Source organism: Sphingomonas sp. CCH21-G11, from assembly GCF_001555965.1.
In the GTDB taxonomy this organism is placed as follows: domain Bacteria; phylum Pseudomonadota; class Alphaproteobacteria; order Sphingomonadales; family Sphingomonadaceae; genus Sphingomonas.
The window spans coordinates 40380-60568 of sequence record NZ_LSHX01000015.1; the positions used below are offsets into that span (position 1 = coordinate 40380).

Consider the following 20189-nt stretch of genomic DNA (forward strand, 5'->3'; position numbering starts at 1 on the left):
GGATGGACAACCGCAAATCATGTTTTCTGGTCGGCATCGGCGGCAGCGGCATGATGCCGCTCGCGATGATTCTGGCGGCGCGCGGCCATGTCGTCGCCGGCTCCGACCGCGCGCTCGACCAGGGGCGCATCCCCGCAAAGTTCGACGCGCTGCGCACGCTCGGCATCGCGCTCCACCCCCAGGACGGCAGCGGGGTTACCTCGCCCGACCAGCTCGTCATCGCCTCGGCCGCGGTTGAGGACGACGTGCCCGACATGGTCGCGGCCGGGCGGATCGGCGCGCGGGTGATGCGCCGCCCCGAACTGCTGGCGCAATTGTTCAACGACGCCGCGCTGCCGATCGGGGTGGCGGGCACCAGCGGCAAATCGACCGTGACAGGCATGATCGGCTGGATCCTGCACAGCGCTGGCGCCGACCCGACGATGATGAACGGCGCGGTGATGAAGAACTTCGCCGACCCGCAGGCACCGTTTGCCAGCGCGCTGGTCGGGCGCGGGCCGGCCTTCGTCAGCGAAGTCGATGAAAGCGACGGGTCGATTGCCCACTACACACCGAAAATCGCGGTGCTCAACAATCTGAGCCTCGATCACAAGTCGGTCGACGAGCTGCGCGCGCTGTTCGGCGGTTTCATCGCGCGCGCCGCCTACGCGATCGTCAACCTCGACAATGCCGAGGCGGCGGCGCTCTCGACCCGCGTGCCGCTCGCCCGGCTGACCACCACCGGCATCAATCGCCCCGCCGATGTCGCGGCGAGCAATCTCGCCCCCGAACCCTTCGCGATCGCCTTCGATCTGGGCCTGCGCGGCAAGCACCTCCGTCGCGTCCGGCTGGCCGTCCCCGGTGCGCACAATGTCGCCAATGCACTGACCGCGATTGCCGCCGCGATCGCGGCAGGCGTCGCACCGGACGCCGCTGCGCAAGCGATCGAAGGCTTTGCCGGCCTGAAACGCCGCTTCGAGCTGGTCGGCGAGGCAAACGGCGTCGCGGTCATCGACGATTTCGGCCACAACCCGGACAAGATCGCCGCGACGCTGGCCACGCTCCACGCCTTTCCCGGCCGCTTGCTACTGATGTTCCAGCCGCACGGCTATGGCCCGCTCAAGGTGATGCGTGCTGAACTTGCCCAGATGTTCACCGCCGAGCTGCGTGCCGACGACCTGCTCGTCCTGCCCGATCCGGTCTATCAGGGCGGCACCGTCAGCCGCGAGGTGACCAGCGCCGATCTGGTCGCCGACATCGCCCGCGCCGGCCGCGACGCCCGCCATGTCGCCGACCGCGACGCCGCCGCCGCCCTGCTCGTCGACCTCGCCCGGCCCGGCGACCGGATTGTCATCATGGGCGCGCGCGACGATACACTGAGCCTGCTCGCCGCGCGGATGGTCGATCAACTCGCCGCGCGCGCCGCATCCGACCCGGAGAACCGCCGATGATCCGCCGCCTGTTCCTCGACCATCCCGACAGCGTCGGCGAAAGCTATGCCGAACATTTCGGCGTCGCCGCCGGCTTTGGCCTGACGATGATCGCGGGCGGCCTCGCCTGCCTGGTCCACGCGGTCGTCCCCGCCGTGTTCCAGCGCACCGGCAGCCAGACCATCGCCACCCTCAACGCCCGCCTGGTCGCCAAACGCGAGGCCAAGCGCGCCGCACAGACCGAGATGAAGACGGTCGATTACGTGATTTGAGGCGGCCGGCGCGGGTTAGACCGCGTATGGAAAGCTCCCTTGACATGGAAAGGACGCTTGTCGTAAAGCGTCCTTGTCATCTGGAGCCTTGCCATGTTTTCGCCTGCCGAGACTCAGCGCCGCTACATGCGTCGCTTCATGCCCAGCATGACCGCCTATGTCGTGCTGCTGATCGGCAGCAATTTCGTGATCGACCGCTTCCAGCCGCAGGGTGTGGCGTTGCTCGCGCTCGCCGCGCTGCCCGCGCTGGCGATCGTCGCGGTGATCTGGGCGATGGCGATGTGGGTGGTCGAGCAATCCGACGAGTTTATCCGGATGCGCATGGTCCAGGCCATGCTGTTCGCCACCGCGCTGCTGCTGGCGGTGATGACGGTGTGGGCGTTCGTCGAGGATACCGGCATGGTGCCCGTCCGCCCGCGCCATCTCGCCTTTCCCCTGTGGTGCGTCGGCCTGGTCATCGGCCAGACGGTGCTCTGGCTGCGGGACCGCACCGGACGGCCTGAGTGAACAACCATCTGCGCACGCTGCGCGCCGAGCGTGGCTGGAGCCAGCAGGAACTGGCCGACCGGCTCCAGGTCTCGCGCCAGAGCGTCAATGCGATCGAGACAGGGCGTTACGATCCGTCGCTGCCGCTCGCCTTCCGCATCGCCGACATTTTCGAACTCTCGATCGAACAGATCTTCATCAATCCCGCCAAGGAGCCACTGCCGTGATCAAGCCGCTATGCGCCGCCGCCATGCTGTTCGCATTTCCCGCCGCGGCGTTTGCCGAGCCGGTGCCGCCACAGACGGCCGCCACCTCCGCCGCCGAATTGCGCATGGATCACATCTCGATCGTCTCGGTCGGCAGCGGCAGCCCGGTGATCCTGGTTCCCGGCCTCGCCAGCCCGCGTGAAGTCTGGGACGGGATCGTACCCGACCTCGCCAAGCGGCACCGGGTGTTGCTTGTCCAGGTCAACGGCTTTGGCGGCGACGATCCCGGCAAGAACCTCTCGCCCGGCGTGATCGACGGCGTGGTCCGCGACATCGTCGCTTATGCCAAGCGCGAGAAGCTGGAAAAGCCAGCGATCATCGGCCACTCGCTGGGCGGCGTTGTCGCGATGATGGTCGGCGCGCGCCATCCAGGCGTGGCCGGCCGGATCATGGTCGTCGACAGCCTGCCCTTTTTCGGTGCGCTTATGATGCCTGGCGCGACCGCGGAAACCATCCGTCCCGCCGCCGAACAGATGCGCGCCGGCACGCTTGCCGCCGCCAACGCCGCCGCGGCCGCCGCGCCGGTGACCAGCGACCCCGGCGGCATCTGGTCCAACAACGCCGCAGGCCGCATTCAGGTCGCCAATTGGGGCCGAAAGGCCGATCCCCGCGTCGTCGCCCAGGCATTGTATGAGGATGTCGTGACCGACCTGCGACCCGAACTGGGCAAGGTCACCGCCCGCCCCTTCACCATCCTCTACGCGACCGGCGCGGGACCGATGGCGAAGGTGCTGTGGGAGCGTGAATATGCCGGGTCGCCGGCCACGCTGGTGCCGATCGACGACAGCTATCACTTCATCATGCTCGACCAGCCCGAACGCTTCCGGGCAGCAGTGGATGATTTCCTGAAGCCCTGAGCCGCGCGCTCGGCTAAGGCTGGCGCCATGACTGCACCCGTCGATCCCCCGCGCCTCGCCTATCGCCACACCCCCGGTGCCGGGCCGACGATCCTGTTCCTGCCCGGCTATGCCTCCGACATGAGCGGGTCGAAGGCGCTGGCGATCGAGGCCTGGGCGCAGGCGACGGGCCGCGCCTTCCTGCGCTTCGACTATGCCGGCTGCGGCGAGAGCGAAGGCGCGTTCGAGGATCAGACGCTGGCCGGCTGGCGCGACGATGCGTTGATGGTGGTCGACCGGGTGTTGAGCGGGCCGGTGGTGCTGGTCGGATCGTCGATGGGCGGGTGGATCATGCTGCTGGTCGCGCGCGACCGGCCCGATCGCGTCGCCGGGCTGGTCGGCATCGCCGCCGCGCCCGACTTCACCGACTGGGGCTTCACCGCGGATGAGAAGATGCGCATCCTGGCCGAAGGGCGCATCGCGCGCCCGACGCCCTACTCCGACCAGCCGATGGTGACGACGCGCGCCTTCTGGACCTCGGGCGAGGCCAATCGGATCGCGTTCGGCACCGTGCCGATCGACGCGCCCGTCCGCCTGATCCACGGCCAGCGCGATGACGACGTGCCCTGGACGCGCAGCGTCGACCTGGCCGCAAAGCTGCGTTCAGCCGATGTGCAGACGTGGCTGGTCAAGGATGGCGACCACCGCCTCTCGCGCCCGCAAGACATCGACCTGATCCTGCGCGCGATCGAACATGTGAGCCGCCCGCGATGACCGCCCTGTTCCTGCTCCTCCTGCTCCAGTCCGCGCCGGCCGGGCCGCAGCTTCAGGCCGAATATGACCGCTGCATCGATCAGGCGGTCGACGATCCGCTGGCCGGCGTCGCGACCGCGACGAGCTGGTCGCTGGCGGGCGGCGGCTATCTCGCGCGTCAGTGCCTCGGCCTTGCTTATGCCGCGCAGCAGCGCTGGGCGGCGGCGGGCGAGGCGTTCGAGGAAGCGGCCCGCGCCGCCGAGCGCGTCCGCGAACCGCGCACCGCCAATTACTGGGCACAGGCGGGCAATGCCTGGCTCGCCGCCGGCAACGTCGCCCGGGCGCGCGGTGCACTCGACGCGGCGCTGGCGGCGGGGACGCTGACCGGGCAGGCGCTGGGCGAGGCGCATCTGGACCGTGCGCGCATCCTGGCGGCGGCGGGCGACGCGACCGGCGCGCGCGGCGATCTCGATCTGGCGCTGCGCCATGCCCCGGCCGACCCGCTCGCCTGGCTGCTTTCGGCCACACTGGCACGGCGGGGCGGCGACCTGAACCGCGCCGCGACCGATATCGCCGAAGCGATGCAGCGCGCGCCCGACGACGCATCGGTCCAGCTCGAAGCCGGCAATATCGCGGCGCTGCGCGGCGATCAGTCGGGGGCGATCGCCGCGTGGCAATCCGCAGCGCGCCTGGGCGGGGACGGCGCGGTCGCCACCGCCGCGCGCGCCGCGCTCGCCCAGTTCAACTGAGCGCGCGTCCCCCTACCCTTCGAGCTTGCGCAGCAGGATCTTGACCGCGCCGTCGATCTCATTGTCGCGGCCGCGCAGTTCCTCGATCCGGCGGACCGCGTGGATCACGGTCGAATGGTCGCGATTGCCGAACTTGCGCCCGATCTCGGGCAGCGACCGGGTGGTCAGCCGCTTGGCAAGGTACATCGCGATCTGGCGCGGGCGCGCGATCGCCACCGCGCGCCGCGCGGAAATCAGGTCGAGCTGCTTGACGTCGAAATGCGTCGACACCGCGCGCTGGATCTCGTCGATCGTGATGCGCCGCTGCGCGCCCTTCAGCACCTCGCCCAGCGTCGCCAGCGCGAAATCCATCGTCACCGGCTCGTTGATGAGCTGGGCATAGGCGACCAACCGGTTGAGCGCGCCTTCCAGCTCGCGCACGCTGTTGACCAGCCGCTCGGCGAGCAGGTCGAGCACCTCCTGCGGCACCTGCGCGCCGGGCATGTCGGCCAGCTTGCGGCGCAGGATCGCGTGGCGCAGCGCGAGCTCGGGCGGCTTGATGTCGGCGACCAGGCCCGACCCCAGCCGGCTGAGCAACCGCGGCTCGACGCCGTCCAGATTCTGCGGGCTGCGGTCGGCGGCGACCACCAGTCGTTTGCCCGCCGCCATATATTCGTTGACGGTGTGGAAGAATTCTTCCTGCGTCGCGTCCTTGCCCGCGATGAACTGCAGGTCGTCGATCATCAACAGGTCGGCCGACCGCAGCCGCGACTTGAACGCAAAGGTATCGCGCGCGCGCATCGCCTGGACGAATTCGAACATGAAGCGTTCGGCGGGCATGTAGATCGCGGTCGCGTCGGGGTTCGCCGCCAGAAAAGCGTGGCCGATCGCGTGCATCAGGTGCGTCTTGCCCTGCCCCGTCGCGCTGTGGAGATAGAGCGGGCTGAAGCGCGGACGCCCCGGTTCGGCCAGCGCCTGTGCCGCGTTGAACGCAACGCGGTTCGACGCGTCGGTGACATAGCGGTCGAAGGTGAAGCGCGGATCGAACGGCGCGCGCTCGGCGCTTTGCGTACGAACATCGTCGCCGACCAGCGCCTCGACGACGGCACGCGGCGTGTCGGTTCCGGCCGACGGCGCGGCGAGCGGCACGACCGCTACGGCGGCGCGCGGTTCGTCGTCGACCGACAGGATGCGCGTCGCCGGCGCCGTCACCGTGTCGATCGTGACCGAACGCACCCCGGGGAGCGCGGCGCGGAACTCGTGAAGGATGCGGTCCGCATAATGGTTGCGGACCCAGTTGGTCATGAACGCCGACGGCAGGCCCAGCCGAACATGATCCGCATCGCCGCCGACCAGCACCGCGGGCTTCAGCCATTGATCGAACAGGCGCGCGCCGGCCTGGGCACGCAGGTTGCGGCGCACCTGCGCCCACGCTTCCGCCGGCGACGCCGCGGGCTGCGTATCGTCCGGTTCAGTCTTCACCGTATTGCGGTATCCCGTCACGCGAACGCACCTCTCCCTCGACCGAAGCGCAGGGCTCCGCCCGTCGATTATTTATTGGTCAACAACCCCCCACAGCCGGAATCACGATCCGCCTGTTTTCACAAAACTAACGCAATCTGGTCCCCAGAGTCGGTGGCCGGAGAGGTTGTTTAGAGGTGGTTTTGCGAGTCGAGCAAGAGCCGCGAATGTCAAGAAAGTGAAATAATCCGGTTGACATCGGATAGCCGGGACTTGCAGCAAGATAAAAAGTTTAACTGTTTTATTTCAGTGACTTAGTGCCCACCAAGCCAGCAAATCACGCACGACTCGCGGTTTCACGCGCAATTCACAAATCGACGGCGATTCCCGTCGGGCGCGGCTGCACCGGACGCAAGAAAGCGCCCCGCCGGACTCTCCGGCAGGGCGCTGTCTTTCAAAAACCTGTGGCGGTTCAGGCGAGCGCGGTCACGCGCTTGGTCAGCCGCGAAAACTTGCGCGACGCGGTGTTGCGGTGGAGCACGCCCTTGGCGACCCCGCGCGCGAGCTCGGGCTGGACCGCCGCGAGCGCCGCAGTGGCGGCGGCCTTGTCCCCGGTCGCCAGGGCCAGCTCGACCTTCTTCACATAGGTACGGATGCGGCTGACGCGCGCCCCGTTGATTTCCGTGCGCCGTTCGTTGCGCCGGATACGCTTTTTCGCCTGCGGCGTATTCGCCATGCCGTCCTCGAAGTCCTGATCTGATGGGCAAGAAGCGCAGGGTTATCCCGTGCTCCGGAAACCGGGGCCCTTAACGACTTCCCCCCGCGCGGTCAACCGACCGCGCCCGGTTACCGCTGACAGCGCGTGCACCAGAAGGTCGATCGCCCCGAATCGACGCGGCGCGCGACCGTCGCGCCGCACGAACAGGCCTCACCCTCGCGCCCATAGACCCGCCACTGTTTGGAAAAATAGCCGAGCTCGCCATCGGGGCGCGCGTAATCGCGCAGCGATGATCCGCCGGCCTCGATCGCGGCGTTGAGGACATCGCGGATCGCCGCGACCAGCCGAACATGGGCCGCGCGCGACAGCGTCCCGGCGCCGCGAATCGGCGAAATCCGGGCCAGATGCAGTGCCTCGCAGACATAGATGTTGCCCAGTCCCGCCACGACACGCTGATCGAGCAGCATCGCCTTGATCGGCGCGATGCGGCCGTTCAACGTGGCGCGCAAATGGTCGGCGTCGAAGGCCGGGCCCAGCGGTTCGGGACCCAGCCCCGCCAGCCCCGGCAGCGTGTCGACGCGCGCGGTCTCGATCAGGTCGAGCGAGCCGAACCGGCGCGGATCGTTGAGCGCCAGACGGCGGCCGGCATCGGTATCGACGACCAGATGGTCGTGCGCCAGATGCTCGGACGGGTCGAGTCGCCACCGCCCTGACATACCCAGATGAAAGACCAGCGTGTCGCCGCGATCGGTGTCGATCAGGCCATATTTGGCGCGGCGCCGGATCGCGATCACCTCCGCGCCGGTCAGCCGCTGGCCCAGATCCGCCGGAATCGGCCGGCGCAGGTCGGGGCGGTGCGCGACGATACGGGCGATCCGCCGCCCCTCCAGCACCGGACGCAGGCCGCGGACGGTCGTTTCGACTTCGGGAAGCTCTGGCATGTCCGATCCGACCTAGGCGGCGTTTGCCCCCGGCTCAACCCTTGGCTACAGCACGCCGCAGCCCCGCAGCCTATCGAGTGATACCGCGCATATGCCCGACACCGTTTCCTTCGGCTATCAAGACGTCACCCCCGAGGAAAAGACCGCGCGCGTCGGCGAGGTGTTCGCCAATGTCGCGCGCCGGTATGACGTGATGAACGATGCGATGTCGGCGGGGATGCACCGGATCTGGAAGGACCAGTTCGTCCGCCGGCTGAAGCCGCGCGCGGGCGAACAGGTGCTCGACATGGCGGGCGGCACCGGCGACATCGCGTTTCGCATCGCCGCAGCCGGCGCATCGGTGACGGTTGCCGACATCAACCCGGCAATGCTGGAAGTCGGCATGCAGCGCGCGGCCGAACGCGGACTCGACGGGCTGGTGTGGACCGAAGCCAATGCCGAGGTCCTCGATTTCCCCGACCGCTTCTTCGACGCCTATACGATCGCGTTCGGCATCCGCAACGTGACCGACATCCCCGCCGCGCTGCGCGAGGCGCATCGCGTGCTGCGCCGCGGCGGGCGGTTTTTCTGCCTGGAATTCTCGACGGTCGAATGGCCCGGCTTCGCCGATGTCTACGACGCCTATTCGCACCATCTCGTGCCCCGGCTGGGCAAATGGATCGCGCGTGACGAGGACAGCTATCGCTACCTCGTCGAATCGATTCGGCGCTTTCCCGACATGGCGCGGTTCGAAGCGATGATCGGCGAGGCCGGGTTCGTGCGCACCCGGGTCGAACCGATCATGGGCGGGCTGGTCGCGATCCACAGCGGCTGGAAGATCTGATGCCCCGACATCTGCGATCGGTCGCGGCGTGACGGCGCCCGCGACGCATCTGTGGCGGCTGGTCAGATGGGGCCGCATCCTCGCACGCCATGGCGCGCTGCGCGGCATCGCACGCAATCCCAACACGCCGGCACCGGTCCGCCGGCTGATTCAGGTCGTCAGCTTCGGCGCGCGCATCCCGGCAACGCCGCGCTATGCCGACGCGTTTCAGGCAATCGGCCCGGCCGCGATCAAGCTGGGCCAGACGCTGGCCACCCGTCCCGACCTGATCGGCGAGGAAGCCGCACACGACCTGCTTCGGCTGCAGGATGCGCTGCCGCCTCTGCCTTGGCCGGTGATTGCGGACGCGATGATGCGCAGCTTCGGCAAGCCGCTCGACGCGCTGTTCAGCGAGATCGATCCGGTCCCGATCGGTGCCGCCTCGATTGCTCAGGTCCACCGCGCGGTCACGACCGAGGGTCGCCGCGTCGCGGTCAAGGTGCTGCGCCCCGGCGTCGAGCGCCAGTTTGCCGACGCGATCCAGACCTATGAATGGGCCGCCGCCCAGGTCGAGGCGATGGGCGGCGAAGCCGGCCGGCTGCGCCCGCGCCTGGTGATCGAGACCTTCAAGCGCTGGACGATCCGCGAGCTCGACCTGCGGCGCGAGGCGGCGTCGGCGTCGGAGCTGGCCGAGGGGATGAAGGCGGAGCCCGATTTCATGGTTCCCGCCATCGACTGGCAACGCACCACCGGCAGCGTGCTGACGCTCGAGTGGATCGACGGGATCAAACTGTCCAGCCGCGATGCGCTGATCGCCGCCGGGCACGATCTGCCCCGCCTGTCGCAAAGGCTGGTCAAGGCATTCCTGCGCCAGGCGATCGCCGAGGGGTTCTTCCACGGCGACATGCACCAGGGCAATTTGTTCGCGCTGGCCGACGGGCGGATCGCCGCCATTGATTTCGGCATCATGGGGCGGATCGACCGGCGCGCGCGGGTGTGGCTGGCCGAAATCCTCTATGGCCTCATCACCGGCAACTATGCGCGCGTGGCCGAGATTCATTTCGAGGCCGGCTATGTGCCGCCGCACCATAATGTCGACGAATTTGCGACCGCGCTGCGTGCGGTCGGCGAACCGATGCGCGGGCTGGCGGTCAAGGACATGTCGGTCGGCATGATGCTCGACAGCCTGTTCAACATCACCCGCGAATTCGACATGCAGGTCCAGCCGCACCTGTTGCTGCTGCAAAAGACGATGGTGATGGTCGAAGGGGTCGCGACCTCGCTCGACCCCGATGTCAACCTGTGGGAAACCGCCGCGCCGTTCGTGCGCGAATGGATCCGCACCGAACTAGGCCCCGAAGCCGCGATCGCCGACCGGCTGATGACCGACCTGCGCACGCTTGCCCGCCTGCCCGAGCTGATCCGCAACATCGAGCATCGCTTTCCCGCCCCTGGCGGCGCGCCGCCCGCCCCGCCGCTGCGCGAGATTGAGGTCGTCCGCGTCGGCGGCGGCTGGCGCTATGTCGTGGTCGCGCTGCTCGCGGGGGCGGCCGGCGTCGCCGCGACGCTGGCCCTGCTGGGCTGATGGCATCGGCGGCCCCGCGCCGCGCCGCGCTCTGGCTGGGCGTGCCGGGGCGCTATGCGCATATCGGACGCCGGCCCGCGCTGGGCATCGTCCTGGCGGTGATGCTGTGCTGCCTGCTGCTCGCCGGTGTGTCGCCCCCGGAAAACGTCGGCGCGGCCGCCGGCGCGCGCGACGCGATCGAGCTCAACCAGTCGATCACCGACGCGATGCGCGGCGGCGAGAGCTATTATCCGGTGACCGCGCGGCGGCTGCGCGAGGCCGGGCTGCCGCTCCGGCCGTTCACGGCCTTTCATCTGCCGACGCTCAACGTCCTCCACGCCGCCGTCCCGGCCGATCTGGTTCGGATGGCCTATTGGCTGGTCGCGGGACTCGCCGGTTTCGCCTGGGCGTACCGGCTCCAGGCCGCGTTCCGCGCGCGCCTTGGCTTGTTCACCGCGATGGCGCTGCTGGCCAGCGGGCTGACGCTGTTCACGATCAGCGATCTGCATCTGTGGCCCGAAGCCTGGGCGGGGACCCTGATCGCCTTGTCGATGGCGCGCTGGCGGCCCGGCCGCGCGGTCGAGGCGGCGGGCTATGCGACGATGGCGTTGATGATCCGCGAACTGGCCGCGCTCTACCCGATCGTGATGGCGCTGGCCGCGCTCCATGACCGTGACCGGCGCGAGGCGCTGGTGTGGGGCGCGACGCTGCTCGTGCTCGCCGCCGTGCTGGGCGTTCACGCAGCGGCGGTCGCCGACGTCACCGGGCCGGTCGACCCGCTGCGCGACGACTGGCTTCCGCTGACGGGCGCGGCGGCGGCATTCGACGCGTTCGTGCAGGCCAGCCCGCTGCGGCTCGTTGGCGGCGCGTTCCTGCCCGACCTGATCCGCGACCTTGCCCGCGCGATACTCGACATGCGGCGCGTGCGGGTGCACAGGGTCACGCGATGAAGCGCATCCTGCTGATCGTCGGGGGTGGCATCGCGGCCTACAAGGCATGCGAGCTCATCCGCCTGCTCCGCCGCGCCGGGCATGACGTCACCTGTGTCGTGACCCGGGCCGGCCAGCAGTTCGTCACGCCGATGACGCTCGCCGCGCTGTCCGAGAACCCGGTCTATACCGACCTGTGGGATCTCAAGGACGAGGCGGAGATGGGCCATATCCAGCTCAGCCGCCAGGCCGACCTGGTCGTCGTCGCCCCTGCGACCGCCGACCTGATCGCGCGCATGGCGGGGGGCCATGCCGACGATCTCGCCACCACGCTGCTGCTTGCCACCGACAAGCCGGTGCTGATCGCGCCGGCGATGAACGTGCGGATGTGGCTGCATCCGGCAACCCGGCGCAACGTCGCGCGGCTCGTCGCCGACGGGGTGCAGGTCCTCGACCCCGACGAGGGCGCGATGGCGTGCGGCGAGTACGGCCCCGGGCGCCTGCCCGAGCCGCAGGCGATCGCCGATGCCATCGAAACGAAGCTGGCCGGCGGCGCGGACGGGCGGCTGGCCGGGCGGCATGTGGTGGTCACCGCCGGCCCGACGCACGAGCCGATCGATCCGGTACGCTACATCGCCAATCGTTCGTCGGGCAAGCAGGGGTTCGCGATTGCCGGCGCGCTCGCGGCACTGGGCGCACGCGTCACGCTGGTCGCCGGCCCGGTCGCGCTGCCCGCGCCGCCCGGCGTCGACCGGATCGACGTGATGACCGCGCGCGAGATGCGCGACGCGGTGATCGCGGCGCTGCCCGCCGACGCGGCCGTGATGGTCGCCGCGGTCGCGGACTGGCACGTCGCCGACGCCGCCGGCCTCAAGATCAAGAAGGGCGCGCAGCCGCCGACGCTTGCGCTCGTCCCCAATCCCGACATTCTGGCCGAACTCGGCGCGAGCAGCGCGCGGCCGGGGCTGCTGATCGGCTTTGCCGCCGAAACCCATGGCGTGCTCGACCATGCCGCCGACAAGCGCGTGCGCAAGAATGCCGACTGGATTGTCGCCAACGACGTGTCGGGTGACGTGATGGGCGGCGCGCGTAACGCCGTCCACCTGATTTCCGCCGACGGCGTCGACTCCTGGCCCGACCTGTCGAAGGAGGAGGTCGCCGCGCGGCTGGCGGCACGGATCGCCGATGCGCTTTGACATCCGCCGCGCAGGCGCGTTGCTGGCGCTGATGCTGCTTGCCGGGTGCATGACCGCCCCGGCAGCGCGGCCGGTGACCGATGCGCCGCCGACGCTGTTGCTGACCGAACGCTTCGGCCCCGCGCGCGGCACCGGCAAGGCGCTGTTCATCCTGGTCAGCGCGCGTCCCGGAGCCGAAACGCGGATTGCCGAGCGCGCGCTGGCGCAGGCGCTTGTCGCGCGCGTGCCGGGAAGCCGCGCCATACTGGTCCTGCGCGCGGGCCATCAGGCTGCATCCGATCGCGCCTCGCCGGGCGACGCAGGCCGTGGCAATGGCGACGACCTGACCGCCGACCGCCTTGCCCTGCTGGCCGCGACGATCCGCGATGTCGAACAGCGCCACCCCGACATGCGGCCGATCGTGATCGGCATCGGCACCGGCGCGGCCGCGGTCGCCAATCTGGCCGGCACCCGGCCCCAACTGGTCGGCGCGATGGTGCTGGCGGCATGCCCGTGCGCGCTGCCCGAATGGCGCGCGCTCCGGGCGAAGGCGGACCCCGCCGGCGGCTGGACCCAGCCCGTGGCCAGCCTCGACCCGCTGCAGACCGCTGGCGGCGTCGCGCCGGGGCTCCGTGCGGTGCTGATCGTCGGCAGCGATGATCGCGAAACCCCGCCGTCGCTGCTGCGCGCCTATGCCGAGGCGCTGGCGCTGCGCGGCATCGACACCGATTTCCGCATCCTGCCCAGCAAGGGCCACGATCTGGCGGGCGACCCCGCGCTGGTCGACGCCGCCGTGCAGCTCGCCACCGGACAGGAACCGCCACGATGACACCGCCCGCCCCGATCCGGATCGCCGTCCAGCGGCTCGCGCATGGCGCCGGCCTGCCGATGCCCGTCTATGCGACGTCGGGCGCCGCCGGGATGGATGTCGTCGCCGCCGAAAGCCTGACGCTCGCCCCCGGCGCGCGCCACGCGGTGGCGACGGGTTTCGCCTTCGCCATCCCGGAGGGCTATGAGGTCCAGGTGCGCCCGCGCTCGGGGCTGGCGCTAAAGCACGGCATTACCTGCCTCAACACCCCCGGCACGATCGACAGCGATTATCGCGGCGAGGTGAAGGTGATCCTCGCCAATCTGGGCGATGCGCCGTTCGAGGTGGTGCGCGGCGAGCGGATCGCCCAGCTCGTCCCCGCCCCCGTGCAGCGCGCCACCCTGGACGAAGTCGCCACGCTGGACGAAACCGCCCGCGGCAGCGGCGGTTTCGGCTCCACGGGCAGATGACGATCGTCCCCTCGGCGGGTCCCCTGCTCGCACTCATGCTTGCGATGCAGGGCGGCCAGGGCGATAGGCCCGCCGGGCGCATCCAGTGGGATGCGCTGCCCCAGCTCGACTTTCGCGTGCCGCTGACCATCGCGCCCGAAATGACCGCCTATGTCGCCGGGGAAAGCCGGTCGGGTCGATGCCCGCCACCCGCGATCGAAGGCGGGCGCAGCGTGGTGCGCGCCGATGTCGCGGTGCTGGTTCAAGACGGCATGGTCCGCGCCACCATCCCGCACGCGATCGACTGCGTGACGGTCGAGCAATATGCCGCCGGGATCGTCGTCAGCTATGCCCGCAACAACCTGACCCAGCGCATGGCGCGCACGACCGGCTGGTATCGCGCGACGCTCGTCTTCGAATGGTAGCGGCGATGGCGGCACCCTCACCCGGCCCCGAGCTCGCCGATGATGAACTTGATCGCTACGCCCGTCACCTAATTCTTCGCGAAATCGGCGGCATCGGGCAACGGCGCATCCGCGGCGCGACGGTGCTGGTGGTCGGCGTCGGCGGCATCGGCACCCCGGCGATCCAGTATCTCGCAGCCGCGGGGATCGGACGGCTGCGTATCGTCGACGACGACCGCGTCGACCTGTCCAACCTGCAGCGCCAGATCCTGTTCGGCGACGCAGCGGTCGGCGCGCGCAAGGTCGATGCCGCCGCCGCCGCAATCGCGCGGCTCAACCCCGGCGTGGCGGTCGACGCACACGCGATCCGGGCGGACGCGGCCACCCTGCCCGCGCTGCTCGACGGCGTCGACGCGGTCGTCGACGGCAGCGACAATTTCGCCACCCGGCTGGCGGTCGCCGACGCCGCCCACGCCGCGCGCGTGCCGCTGGTCAGCGCGGCAATCGGCGGGTTCGAGGGGCAGGTCGCGCTCTATCGCGGCTGGGAAACGGGCCGCCCCTGCTATCGCTGCGTCGTCGGCGACGATCCCGGGCGCGCGGAGACCAGTTGCGCGGATCAGGGCGTGCTGGGCGCCACGGCGGGCGTCGTCGGCACGCTCGCCGCGGTCGAGGCGTTGCGCGCGATCCACCCCTTCGGGGAGGACAGCGTGGGCAAGCTGCTGCTCGTCGACCTGCTCGGCTGGCGCTTCCGCACGCTTAGTGTGCCTGCGGATCCGGCATGTCCGACGTGCGCGGGCTGACCGTTATCGTCGCGGGCGCCGACCCGGCGCGCGCGCATGCCGCGATCACGCTGGCGAGCGCGGCGGCGGCGCTGGGCGGCCGGACCTGCCTCTACCTGCACGACGGGGCGGTGAAGGTGCTCGCCGATCCCGCGCTGCGCGAACTCCGCATCGCCGCGCACGAACTGGGCGTCCGGACGATCGCGTGCCAGTCCGGGCTGGCGGCGGCGGGCATCGACCTTCGCGGCGTCGTGCCGTCGGCCGAAGCGGGCGGCATGGTCGGGCTGCTTGCAACGCTTGGCGACGACCGGCTCGTCTTCGCCTGAACGCGTGCTATTTCGCCCGGGTATAGGGCGTGAAGCTGTCGAAGCGGCAATCCCCCGACGGGATGCCTACGCCCCGGTCGACCGTGCGGAAACGGTCGTTGCGACACAGCTGCGATCCGAACCGGTCGATCACCAGGATGACGTCGGGGCGTAGGCCGGGACAAGCGCCCACCGGCCCGGTGCGCCACAGCCGCGCGCCGTCGCGATAGATGATCGTGTCGTCACCATAAATGGTGCCCCCCGACGACGCGGTCGGAAAGATGCAGTTGACCGGTTCCCCCGCGACCCGACCCGCGAGCAGGCGCGCCAGCCGCGCCTTGTCGCGGGTGTAGCGCGCCTCGGGCGCGGCTTCCGTGCATGCGCCCGCCGTCAACGCGGCGAGCGGGATCAGCATCATCAACGGGCGCATCGGCATTTCTCCGCCTGGGGTCGCGCGCCGGCCGCGCCGGCCACCGCCCTATCCCCTGAAATTGTCCTTGCCCGCGCGGCGTTCCGCCAGCTCCGCAACACTGCCGGCACGCAGGAACGGGTTGGTCGCCCGCTCCAGCCCGATCGTCGTCGGCACCGTCGCCTGACCCGCCGCCCGCGCCGCGTCGACGTCGGCCATCCGCGCGACCAGCGCCGCATTACCGCCATCGATCGACAGCGCGAACCGGCCGTTCGACTGGGTGTACTCATGCGCGCAATAGACGGTCGTGTCGTCGGGCAACTCGGCCAGGCGCTGCATGTTGGCGAACATCTGCGCCGCCGTACCCTCGAACAGCCGGCCGCAGCCCATCGCGAACAGCGTGTCGCCGACGAAGATCGCGGCGTCCTCGGCAAAGTGATAGGCAATGTGCCCGGCGGTGTGCGCGGGCACTTCCCACACCGTGGCGACATGATCGCCCAGCCGCACCGTCTCGCCCTCCGCGACCAGCCGGTCGGCGGTCGGGATGCGCGCGGCCTCGTCGGCAGGCGCGGTGACGATCGCGCCGGTCGCGTCCTTGATCCCGGCATTGCCGCCGATATGGTCGGGGTGCCAGTGGGTGTTCCAGATCGCCCCGATCCGCCAGCCACGCGCCTGCGCCGCCGCCAGCACGGGTTCGGCGACCGCGGGGTCGATCACCACGGTGCCATCAGACGCCGCGTCATGCACCAGCCAGACATAATTGTCGTTCAGCACCGGCACGCGGACGATCTCGAGCGCGGCTTCGGGCATCACCACGTCCCCGTGTTGGGCATCGATGCCCAGGGCTCGGCAGGCTCAAGCCGCCCCGCCTGAAGCAGTTCGATCGAAATGCCGTCGGGCGACTTCACGAACGCCATGTGCCCGTCGCGCGGCGGGCGGTTGATCGTGACGCCCGCATCCATCAGCCGCTGGCACGTCGCGTAGATATTGTCGACGCGATAGGCGAGGTGGCCGAAATTGCGGCCGCCGCCATAGCTCTCGGGCGCGCTGCCGTCGGCGGGTGGCCAGTTGTAGGTCAGCTCGACCTCCGCCACGCCTTCCTGACCGGGTGCGGCCATGAAGATCAGCGTGAACCGGCCGGCTTCGTTCTCCATCCGCCGCACTTCCTCCAGCCCCAGCAGCTTGAAGAACGTCACCGTCGCATCGGGATCGGCGACGCGGATCATGCTGTGGAGAAATTTCATGCACACCCTTTCAACTCGTCGACGATCATGCACGGTTCATCTATGATGCCGTAGCGCGGACTCCGCCAAGATAGGTGGCGGAACGACGGAAGGGAAGGACGGGACATGGCCGAGGGGTCTGGGTTTTCAGGGCGGATGATGGTGCTGGCGGCGGCGATCGTCGCGCTCGGACTGGTCGCGGGCGGCTTCCTGCTCGGCGACGGATTGCGTCGCGCGCGCAGCGCCGACCGGTCGGTGACGGTGCGCGGGCTGGCCGAACGCGATGTGACCGCCGATCTCGCCACCTGGGCGATCAGCTATTCGGCGACCGGCACCGACCTGGCCGCGGTCCAGGCCGATGTCGATGCCGACACGCGCGAGCTCGAGGCCTATTTCCGCCGGCTCGGTTTTCCCGCCAGCGCGATCACGCCGACCGGGGCGGGGGTGAACCAGTATTTCAGCAACGGCGTGCTGACGATCACGATCAACCAACGGATGCTGTTGCGCACCAACGACATCCGCCGCGCGCGGGCTGCGGTCGCCCGCCAGTTCGAGCTGGTACGGCGCGGCGTCACGCTGCAGGAAGGCAGCGGCATGCGCTACAGCTTCACCCGCCTCAACGACGTGAAGCCCGCCATGGTTGCCGACGCGACGCGCGACGCGCGCAAGGCCGCCGAACAGTTCGCCCGCGACAGCGGCACCGGCGTCGGCGGCATCAAGAGCGCGACTCAGGGCTATTTCACCATCGACGAGCGCGACGGCGGCGGCGAAGGCGGCGACAGCCCGTTCAAGAAGGTGCGCGTGGTGACGACGGTCGACTTCTACCTGAACTGACCGCCGCCGGGCGCGCGTCGTGATCGATCCGCGCGGTTCAGCCCATCCACGCATGTTCGATGTGGCGCGGCACGCGACCCGGCACGATCAGGATGACGTCGATCCTCACATCCTCGCCATTGACCGCATAGCGCGGCAGCAGCAGATCGGCTGCCGCCGCAACGCGCGCCAGCCGCCGCTCGTCGATCGCCAGGTCGAGCTCGGCATCGCTCGCGCGCGTCTTCACCTCGACGAACGCGATCAGCCCGCCGCGACGGGCGATCAGGTCGACCTCGCCCACCCGCGTCCGCACCCGCTGGTCGAGGATGCGCCAGCCCTTCAGGCGCAGATACCAGGCGGCGATCGTCTCGCCCCGCCGCCCCCGCGCCTCGGCCGCGTGGCGGTCCCTCACGCGCGCGGCTTCATCGCCATCGCGCGCGCATAGAGCGCGCGGCGGTCGACGCCCAGTTTCCGGGCGACCTCGCTCGCCGCCTGGCCGGGCGACAGGCGGGTCATCGCCTCGGCGAGCGCGGCGTCGGCGTCCTCGGCCGTCGCGGGCGGCGCATCGCCGGGCGGGGCGACGACGATCACGATCTCGCCCCTGGGCGGCGCATCGGCGTAGCGCGCGGCAAGCCCGCTCAGCGTGCCGGTCACGCACTCCTCGAACTTCTTGGTGATCTCGCGCGCCACCCCTGCCTCGCGGTCGCCGAGTCCCTCGGCCAGCGTGGCCAGAGTTGCCGCCAGCCGTGGTCCCGATTCGTAGAAGATCAGCGTCGCACGCACCCCCGCCACCTCGCCGATGGTTTCACTCCGCGCGCCGGCCTTGGCGGGCAGGAAGCCCATGAACAGGAAGCGATCGGTCGGCAGCCCCGCGAGCGTCAGCGCCGCGATCGCCGCGCACGGCCCGGGAATCGTTACCACGGCATGCCCCGCCGCACGCGCGTCGCGCACAAGTTTGTAGCCGGGATCGGAGATCAGCGGCGTGCCCGCATCCGACACCAGCGCCACGACCTCGCTGCCCATCCGCGCGATCAGCCCCGGCCGCACGGCTTCGGCATTATGATCGTGATAGGGGGTCATCCGCACCTTCGCGCCGATATGACGCAGCAGGCCGGCGGTGACCCGGCTGTCCTCCACCGCGATCACGTCGGCACCGCACAGCACCTCGGCCGCGCGCGGGCTCAGATCACCGAGATTGCCGATCGGCGTCGCCACGATATAGAGGCCGGGAGTGAGAGGGGCGTTCATCCGGGAGTTGTCATGGCAGAGGGTATGGTGAAACCGCAACGTCGGATCGGGATCCTGCGCATCATCGCGGTCGCGGGCGCGATGATCCTGTCGGGCTGTCAGACACTGGTGCCGCGCGGCGTGCCCGACCAGCCGCCGCCCCAGCCGACGCGCCCGACCGATCCGCGCCCGGTCGGCCCCGGCATCCCGGAGGACAGCCAGCGCCACCGCGTCGCGCTGCTCGTGCCACTGACCGGCACCAACGCGCGCGTCGGCCAGTCGATCGCCAACGCGACCCAGCTCGCCCTGCTCGACACGCGCAGTGAGATCGTGCGCATCACCAGCTATGACACCGCGGCCGCCGGCGGCGCGGTGGCGGCGGCGAACCGCGCGATCGCGGACGGCAACCGCCTGATCCTCGGGCCGCTCCTGTCCGAAGACGCGCGCGCGATCGCGCCGATCGCGAGGCGCGCCAACGTGCCGGTGCTCAGCTATTCCAACGACACCGGAGTGGCCGGCGACGGCACCTACATCATGGGCTATTCGCCCGCCCAGTCGATCGAGCGCGTCGTCGATCATGCGCGCGGCACCGGCATCACCAGCTTTGCCGGGCTGATGCCCAGCGGTCTCTATGGCGAACGCGCGTCGACCACCTTCCTGCGCGCGGTCGAGGATGCCGGCGGCCAGGTCGTCTCGCTCCAGACCTATGACCGCAGCCAGGGATCGATCACCGCCGCGGTCACCCGCCTGTCGCGGGCATCGCCCTATCAGGCGGTGCTGATCGCGGACGCAGCCGGCACTGCGGCGCTGGCGGTCCCCGCGATCCGCAAGTCGGGCAGCGCCAACGCCCGCATCCTCGGCACCGAATTGTGGAACACCGACACCGGCATCGGCGGGCGCACCGCGCTCAACGGGTCGTGGTTCGCCAGCGTGTCCGACACGCTCTATCGCCAGTTCGCGACCAAATATCGCGCGCGCTTCAACGCCGCGCCCTATCGCCTCGCGAGCCTGGGCTATGATTCGGTCCTGCTGACCGTGCGGATCGCGCGCGACTGGCGCGTCGGCACGCCCTTCCCCGAAGCGCGGCTGCGCGAGGCGGACGGATTTGCCGGCCTCGACGGGGCGTTCCGCTTCGGCCGCGACGGCATCGCCGAACGCGCGCTGGAGGTTCAGGAAGTGCGCGGCGGATCGATCGTGACCGTGTCGCCCGCGCCGAAGAGTTTCGGGAAGTAACGACGCGGCCATCGCCCTCGTCGCGTCACCCCGGCCTCGTGCCGGGGTCCACGGTGCCGCCAGCGCCGCGCGGCGTTGCAACACTGACAGCGGTTCGCAAGGGAGACGGCTCACCCCACCCCTTCAGCGGAGGGGCAGGGGGTGGGGTCTGTCGACCACGTGCCGCTCGTTTTGATGGCCCCCACCCCAACCCCTCCCC

Annotated in this window: 26 protein-coding genes; 18 read left to right on the plus strand and 8 right to left on the minus strand. The window is 70.0% G+C overall.

Annotated features, from left to right (window positions below; genetic code table 11):
* The first annotated feature begins 2 nt into the window (after positions 1-2).
* The 7 genes from AX676_RS03195 to AX676_RS03225 all read left to right on the plus strand — a co-directional run bounded on the left by AX676_RS03195 (position 3) and on the right by AX676_RS03225 (position 4771).
* Positions 3-1430 carry a glutamate ligase domain-containing protein gene (locus AX676_RS03195; RefSeq protein WP_066481921.1) on the plus strand — a complete coding sequence of 476 codons (1428 nt, stop codon included), beginning with the start codon at positions 3-5 and terminating at the stop codon, positions 1428-1430.
* Positions 1427-1681, plus strand: coding sequence for a DUF6356 family protein (locus AX676_RS03200; protein ID WP_066481919.1), 255 nt, complete (start codon positions 1427-1429; stop codon positions 1679-1681). Before AX676_RS03195 ends, AX676_RS03200 begins: the two co-directional genes overlap by 4 nt.
* A gap of 93 nt (positions 1682-1774) precedes the next feature.
* Positions 1775-2188: a hypothetical protein gene (locus AX676_RS03205; RefSeq protein ID WP_066481917.1), complete on the plus strand. Its 414-nt coding sequence runs from the start codon at positions 1775-1777 to the stop codon at positions 2186-2188.
* Positions 2185-2394 carry a helix-turn-helix transcriptional regulator gene (locus AX676_RS03210; protein WP_066481914.1) on the plus strand — a complete coding sequence of 70 codons (210 nt, stop codon included), beginning with the start codon at positions 2185-2187 and terminating at the stop codon, positions 2392-2394. Before AX676_RS03205 ends, AX676_RS03210 begins: the two co-directional genes overlap by 4 nt.
* Positions 2391-3290 carry an alpha/beta fold hydrolase gene (locus tag AX676_RS03215; RefSeq protein WP_231726100.1) on the plus strand — a complete coding sequence of 300 codons (900 nt, stop codon included), beginning with the start codon at positions 2391-2393 and terminating at the stop codon, positions 3288-3290. Before AX676_RS03210 ends, AX676_RS03215 begins: the two co-directional genes overlap by 4 nt.
* Before the next feature lie 27 nt (positions 3291-3317).
* The gene (locus tag AX676_RS03220; protein ID WP_066481911.1) at positions 3318-4043 is read left to right on the plus strand and encodes an alpha/beta fold hydrolase; all 726 of its coding nucleotides are present in this window, start codon (positions 3318-3320) and stop codon (positions 4041-4043) included.
* Positions 4040-4771: a hypothetical protein gene (locus tag AX676_RS03225; RefSeq protein WP_066481909.1), complete on the plus strand. Its 732-nt coding sequence runs from the start codon at positions 4040-4042 to the stop codon at positions 4769-4771. The genes AX676_RS03220 and AX676_RS03225 overlap by 4 nt, the downstream gene beginning before the upstream one ends.
* A 12-nt stretch (positions 4772-4783) precedes the next feature.
* On the opposite strand, the gene dnaA is transcribed toward AX676_RS03225, so the two are convergent.
* The 3 genes from dnaA to mutM all read right to left on the minus strand — a co-directional run bounded on the left by dnaA (position 4784) and on the right by mutM (position 7870).
* Positions 4784-6232 (minus strand): chromosomal replication initiator protein DnaA, encoded by a 1449-nt coding sequence (dnaA, locus tag AX676_RS03230; protein ID WP_066481998.1) that lies wholly within the window; start codon positions 6230-6232, stop codon positions 4784-4786.
* Positions 6233-6683: 451 nt separating this feature from the next.
* A complete protein-coding gene (rpsT, locus tag AX676_RS03235; RefSeq protein ID WP_066481908.1) occupies positions 6684-6947 on the minus strand; it encodes a 30S ribosomal protein S20 in 264 nt (87 codons plus the stop codon).
* A gap of 110 nt (positions 6948-7057) precedes the next feature.
* Positions 7058-7870 carry a bifunctional DNA-formamidopyrimidine glycosylase/DNA-(apurinic or apyrimidinic site) lyase gene (gene mutM, locus AX676_RS03240; RefSeq protein ID WP_066481906.1) on the minus strand — a complete coding sequence of 271 codons (813 nt, stop codon included), beginning with the start codon at positions 7868-7870 and terminating at the stop codon, positions 7058-7060.
* A gap of 91 nt (positions 7871-7961) precedes the next feature.
* Between mutM and AX676_RS03245 the strand changes: the two genes are divergently transcribed.
* From AX676_RS03245 to AX676_RS03285, 9 genes are read left to right on the plus strand one after another with little or no spacing between them, the layout of a single operon-like run.
* Positions 7962-8693 carry a class I SAM-dependent methyltransferase gene (locus AX676_RS03245; RefSeq protein WP_066481904.1) on the plus strand — a complete coding sequence of 244 codons (732 nt, stop codon included), beginning with the start codon at positions 7962-7964 and terminating at the stop codon, positions 8691-8693.
* Between the two features lie 28 nt (positions 8694-8721).
* Positions 8722-10257 (plus strand): 2-polyprenylphenol 6-hydroxylase, encoded by a 1536-nt coding sequence (gene ubiB, locus AX676_RS03250; RefSeq protein ID WP_066481902.1) that lies wholly within the window; start codon positions 8722-8724, stop codon positions 10255-10257.
* Positions 10257-11186 carry a hypothetical protein gene (locus tag AX676_RS03255; protein ID WP_066544086.1) on the plus strand — a complete coding sequence of 310 codons (930 nt, stop codon included), beginning with the start codon at positions 10257-10259 and terminating at the stop codon, positions 11184-11186. Before ubiB ends, AX676_RS03255 begins: the two co-directional genes overlap by 1 nt.
* Entirely contained in the window at positions 11183-12361 is a 1179-nt protein-coding gene (gene coaBC / locus AX676_RS03260; protein ID WP_066480580.1) for a bifunctional phosphopantothenoylcysteine decarboxylase/phosphopantothenate--cysteine ligase CoaBC, read from the plus strand. The genes AX676_RS03255 and coaBC overlap by 4 nt, the downstream gene beginning before the upstream one ends.
* Positions 12351-13169, plus strand: coding sequence for an alpha/beta hydrolase (locus AX676_RS03265; RefSeq protein ID WP_156437764.1), 819 nt, complete (start codon positions 12351-12353; stop codon positions 13167-13169). The genes coaBC and AX676_RS03265 overlap by 11 nt, the downstream gene beginning before the upstream one ends.
* The gene (dut, locus tag AX676_RS03270; protein ID WP_066480579.1) at positions 13166-13618 is read left to right on the plus strand and encodes a dUTP diphosphatase; all 453 of its coding nucleotides are present in this window, start codon (positions 13166-13168) and stop codon (positions 13616-13618) included. Before AX676_RS03265 ends, dut begins: the two co-directional genes overlap by 4 nt.
* Entirely contained in the window at positions 13615-14022 is a 408-nt protein-coding gene (locus AX676_RS03275; RefSeq protein WP_066480578.1) for a hypothetical protein, read from the plus strand. Before dut ends, AX676_RS03275 begins: the two co-directional genes overlap by 4 nt.
* Before the next feature lie 5 nt (positions 14023-14027).
* On the plus strand, positions 14028-14801 hold the full coding sequence (locus tag AX676_RS03280) for a HesA/MoeB/ThiF family protein (protein WP_066480643.1): 774 nt from the start codon (positions 14028-14030) through the stop codon (positions 14799-14801).
* A complete protein-coding gene (locus tag AX676_RS03285) occupies positions 14780-15106 on the plus strand; it encodes a DsrE family protein (RefSeq protein ID WP_066480577.1) in 327 nt (108 codons plus the stop codon). The genes AX676_RS03280 and AX676_RS03285 overlap by 22 nt, the downstream gene beginning before the upstream one ends.
* A gap of 7 nt (positions 15107-15113) precedes the next feature.
* Here the strand turns inward: AX676_RS03285 and AX676_RS03290 are convergent, their stop codons facing one another.
* From AX676_RS03290 to AX676_RS03300, 3 genes are read right to left on the minus strand one after another with little or no spacing between them, the layout of a single operon-like run.
* Positions 15114-15521, minus strand: coding sequence for a hypothetical protein (locus AX676_RS03290; protein WP_231726099.1), 408 nt, complete (start codon positions 15519-15521; stop codon positions 15114-15116).
* 42 nt (positions 15522-15563) lie between these two features.
* Positions 15564-16304 carry a hydroxyacylglutathione hydrolase gene (gloB, locus tag AX676_RS03295; RefSeq protein ID WP_066480576.1) on the minus strand — a complete coding sequence of 247 codons (741 nt, stop codon included), beginning with the start codon at positions 16302-16304 and terminating at the stop codon, positions 15564-15566.
* A complete protein-coding gene (locus AX676_RS03300; RefSeq protein ID WP_066480574.1) occupies positions 16304-16738 on the minus strand; it encodes a VOC family protein in 435 nt (144 codons plus the stop codon). Before AX676_RS03300 ends, gloB begins: the two co-directional genes overlap by 1 nt.
* Positions 16739-16843: 105 nt before the next feature.
* On the opposite strand from AX676_RS03300, the gene AX676_RS03305 reads away from it, so the two are divergent.
* Positions 16844-17551, plus strand: coding sequence for an SIMPL domain-containing protein (locus tag AX676_RS03305; protein ID WP_066480572.1), 708 nt, complete (start codon positions 16844-16846; stop codon positions 17549-17551).
* 37 nt (positions 17552-17588) lie between these two features.
* Here AX676_RS03305 and AX676_RS03310 read toward each other — a convergent pair whose 3' ends face one another.
* Positions 17589-17942, minus strand: coding sequence for a YraN family protein (locus tag AX676_RS03310; RefSeq protein ID WP_066480566.1), 354 nt, complete (start codon positions 17940-17942; stop codon positions 17589-17591).
* Positions 17939-18778 carry a 16S rRNA (cytidine(1402)-2'-O)-methyltransferase gene (gene rsmI, locus AX676_RS03315; protein ID WP_066480565.1) on the minus strand — a complete coding sequence of 280 codons (840 nt, stop codon included), beginning with the start codon at positions 18776-18778 and terminating at the stop codon, positions 17939-17941. Before rsmI ends, AX676_RS03310 begins: the two co-directional genes overlap by 4 nt.
* A 12-nt stretch (positions 18779-18790) precedes the next feature.
* Here rsmI and AX676_RS03320 point away from each other — a divergent pair, with 12 nt between their 5' ends.
* Complete coding sequence (locus AX676_RS03320) at positions 18791-19990, plus strand: penicillin-binding protein activator (RefSeq protein WP_066480564.1); 1200 nt, start codon at positions 18791-18793, stop codon at positions 19988-19990.
* Positions 19991-20189: the final 199 nt, after the last annotated feature.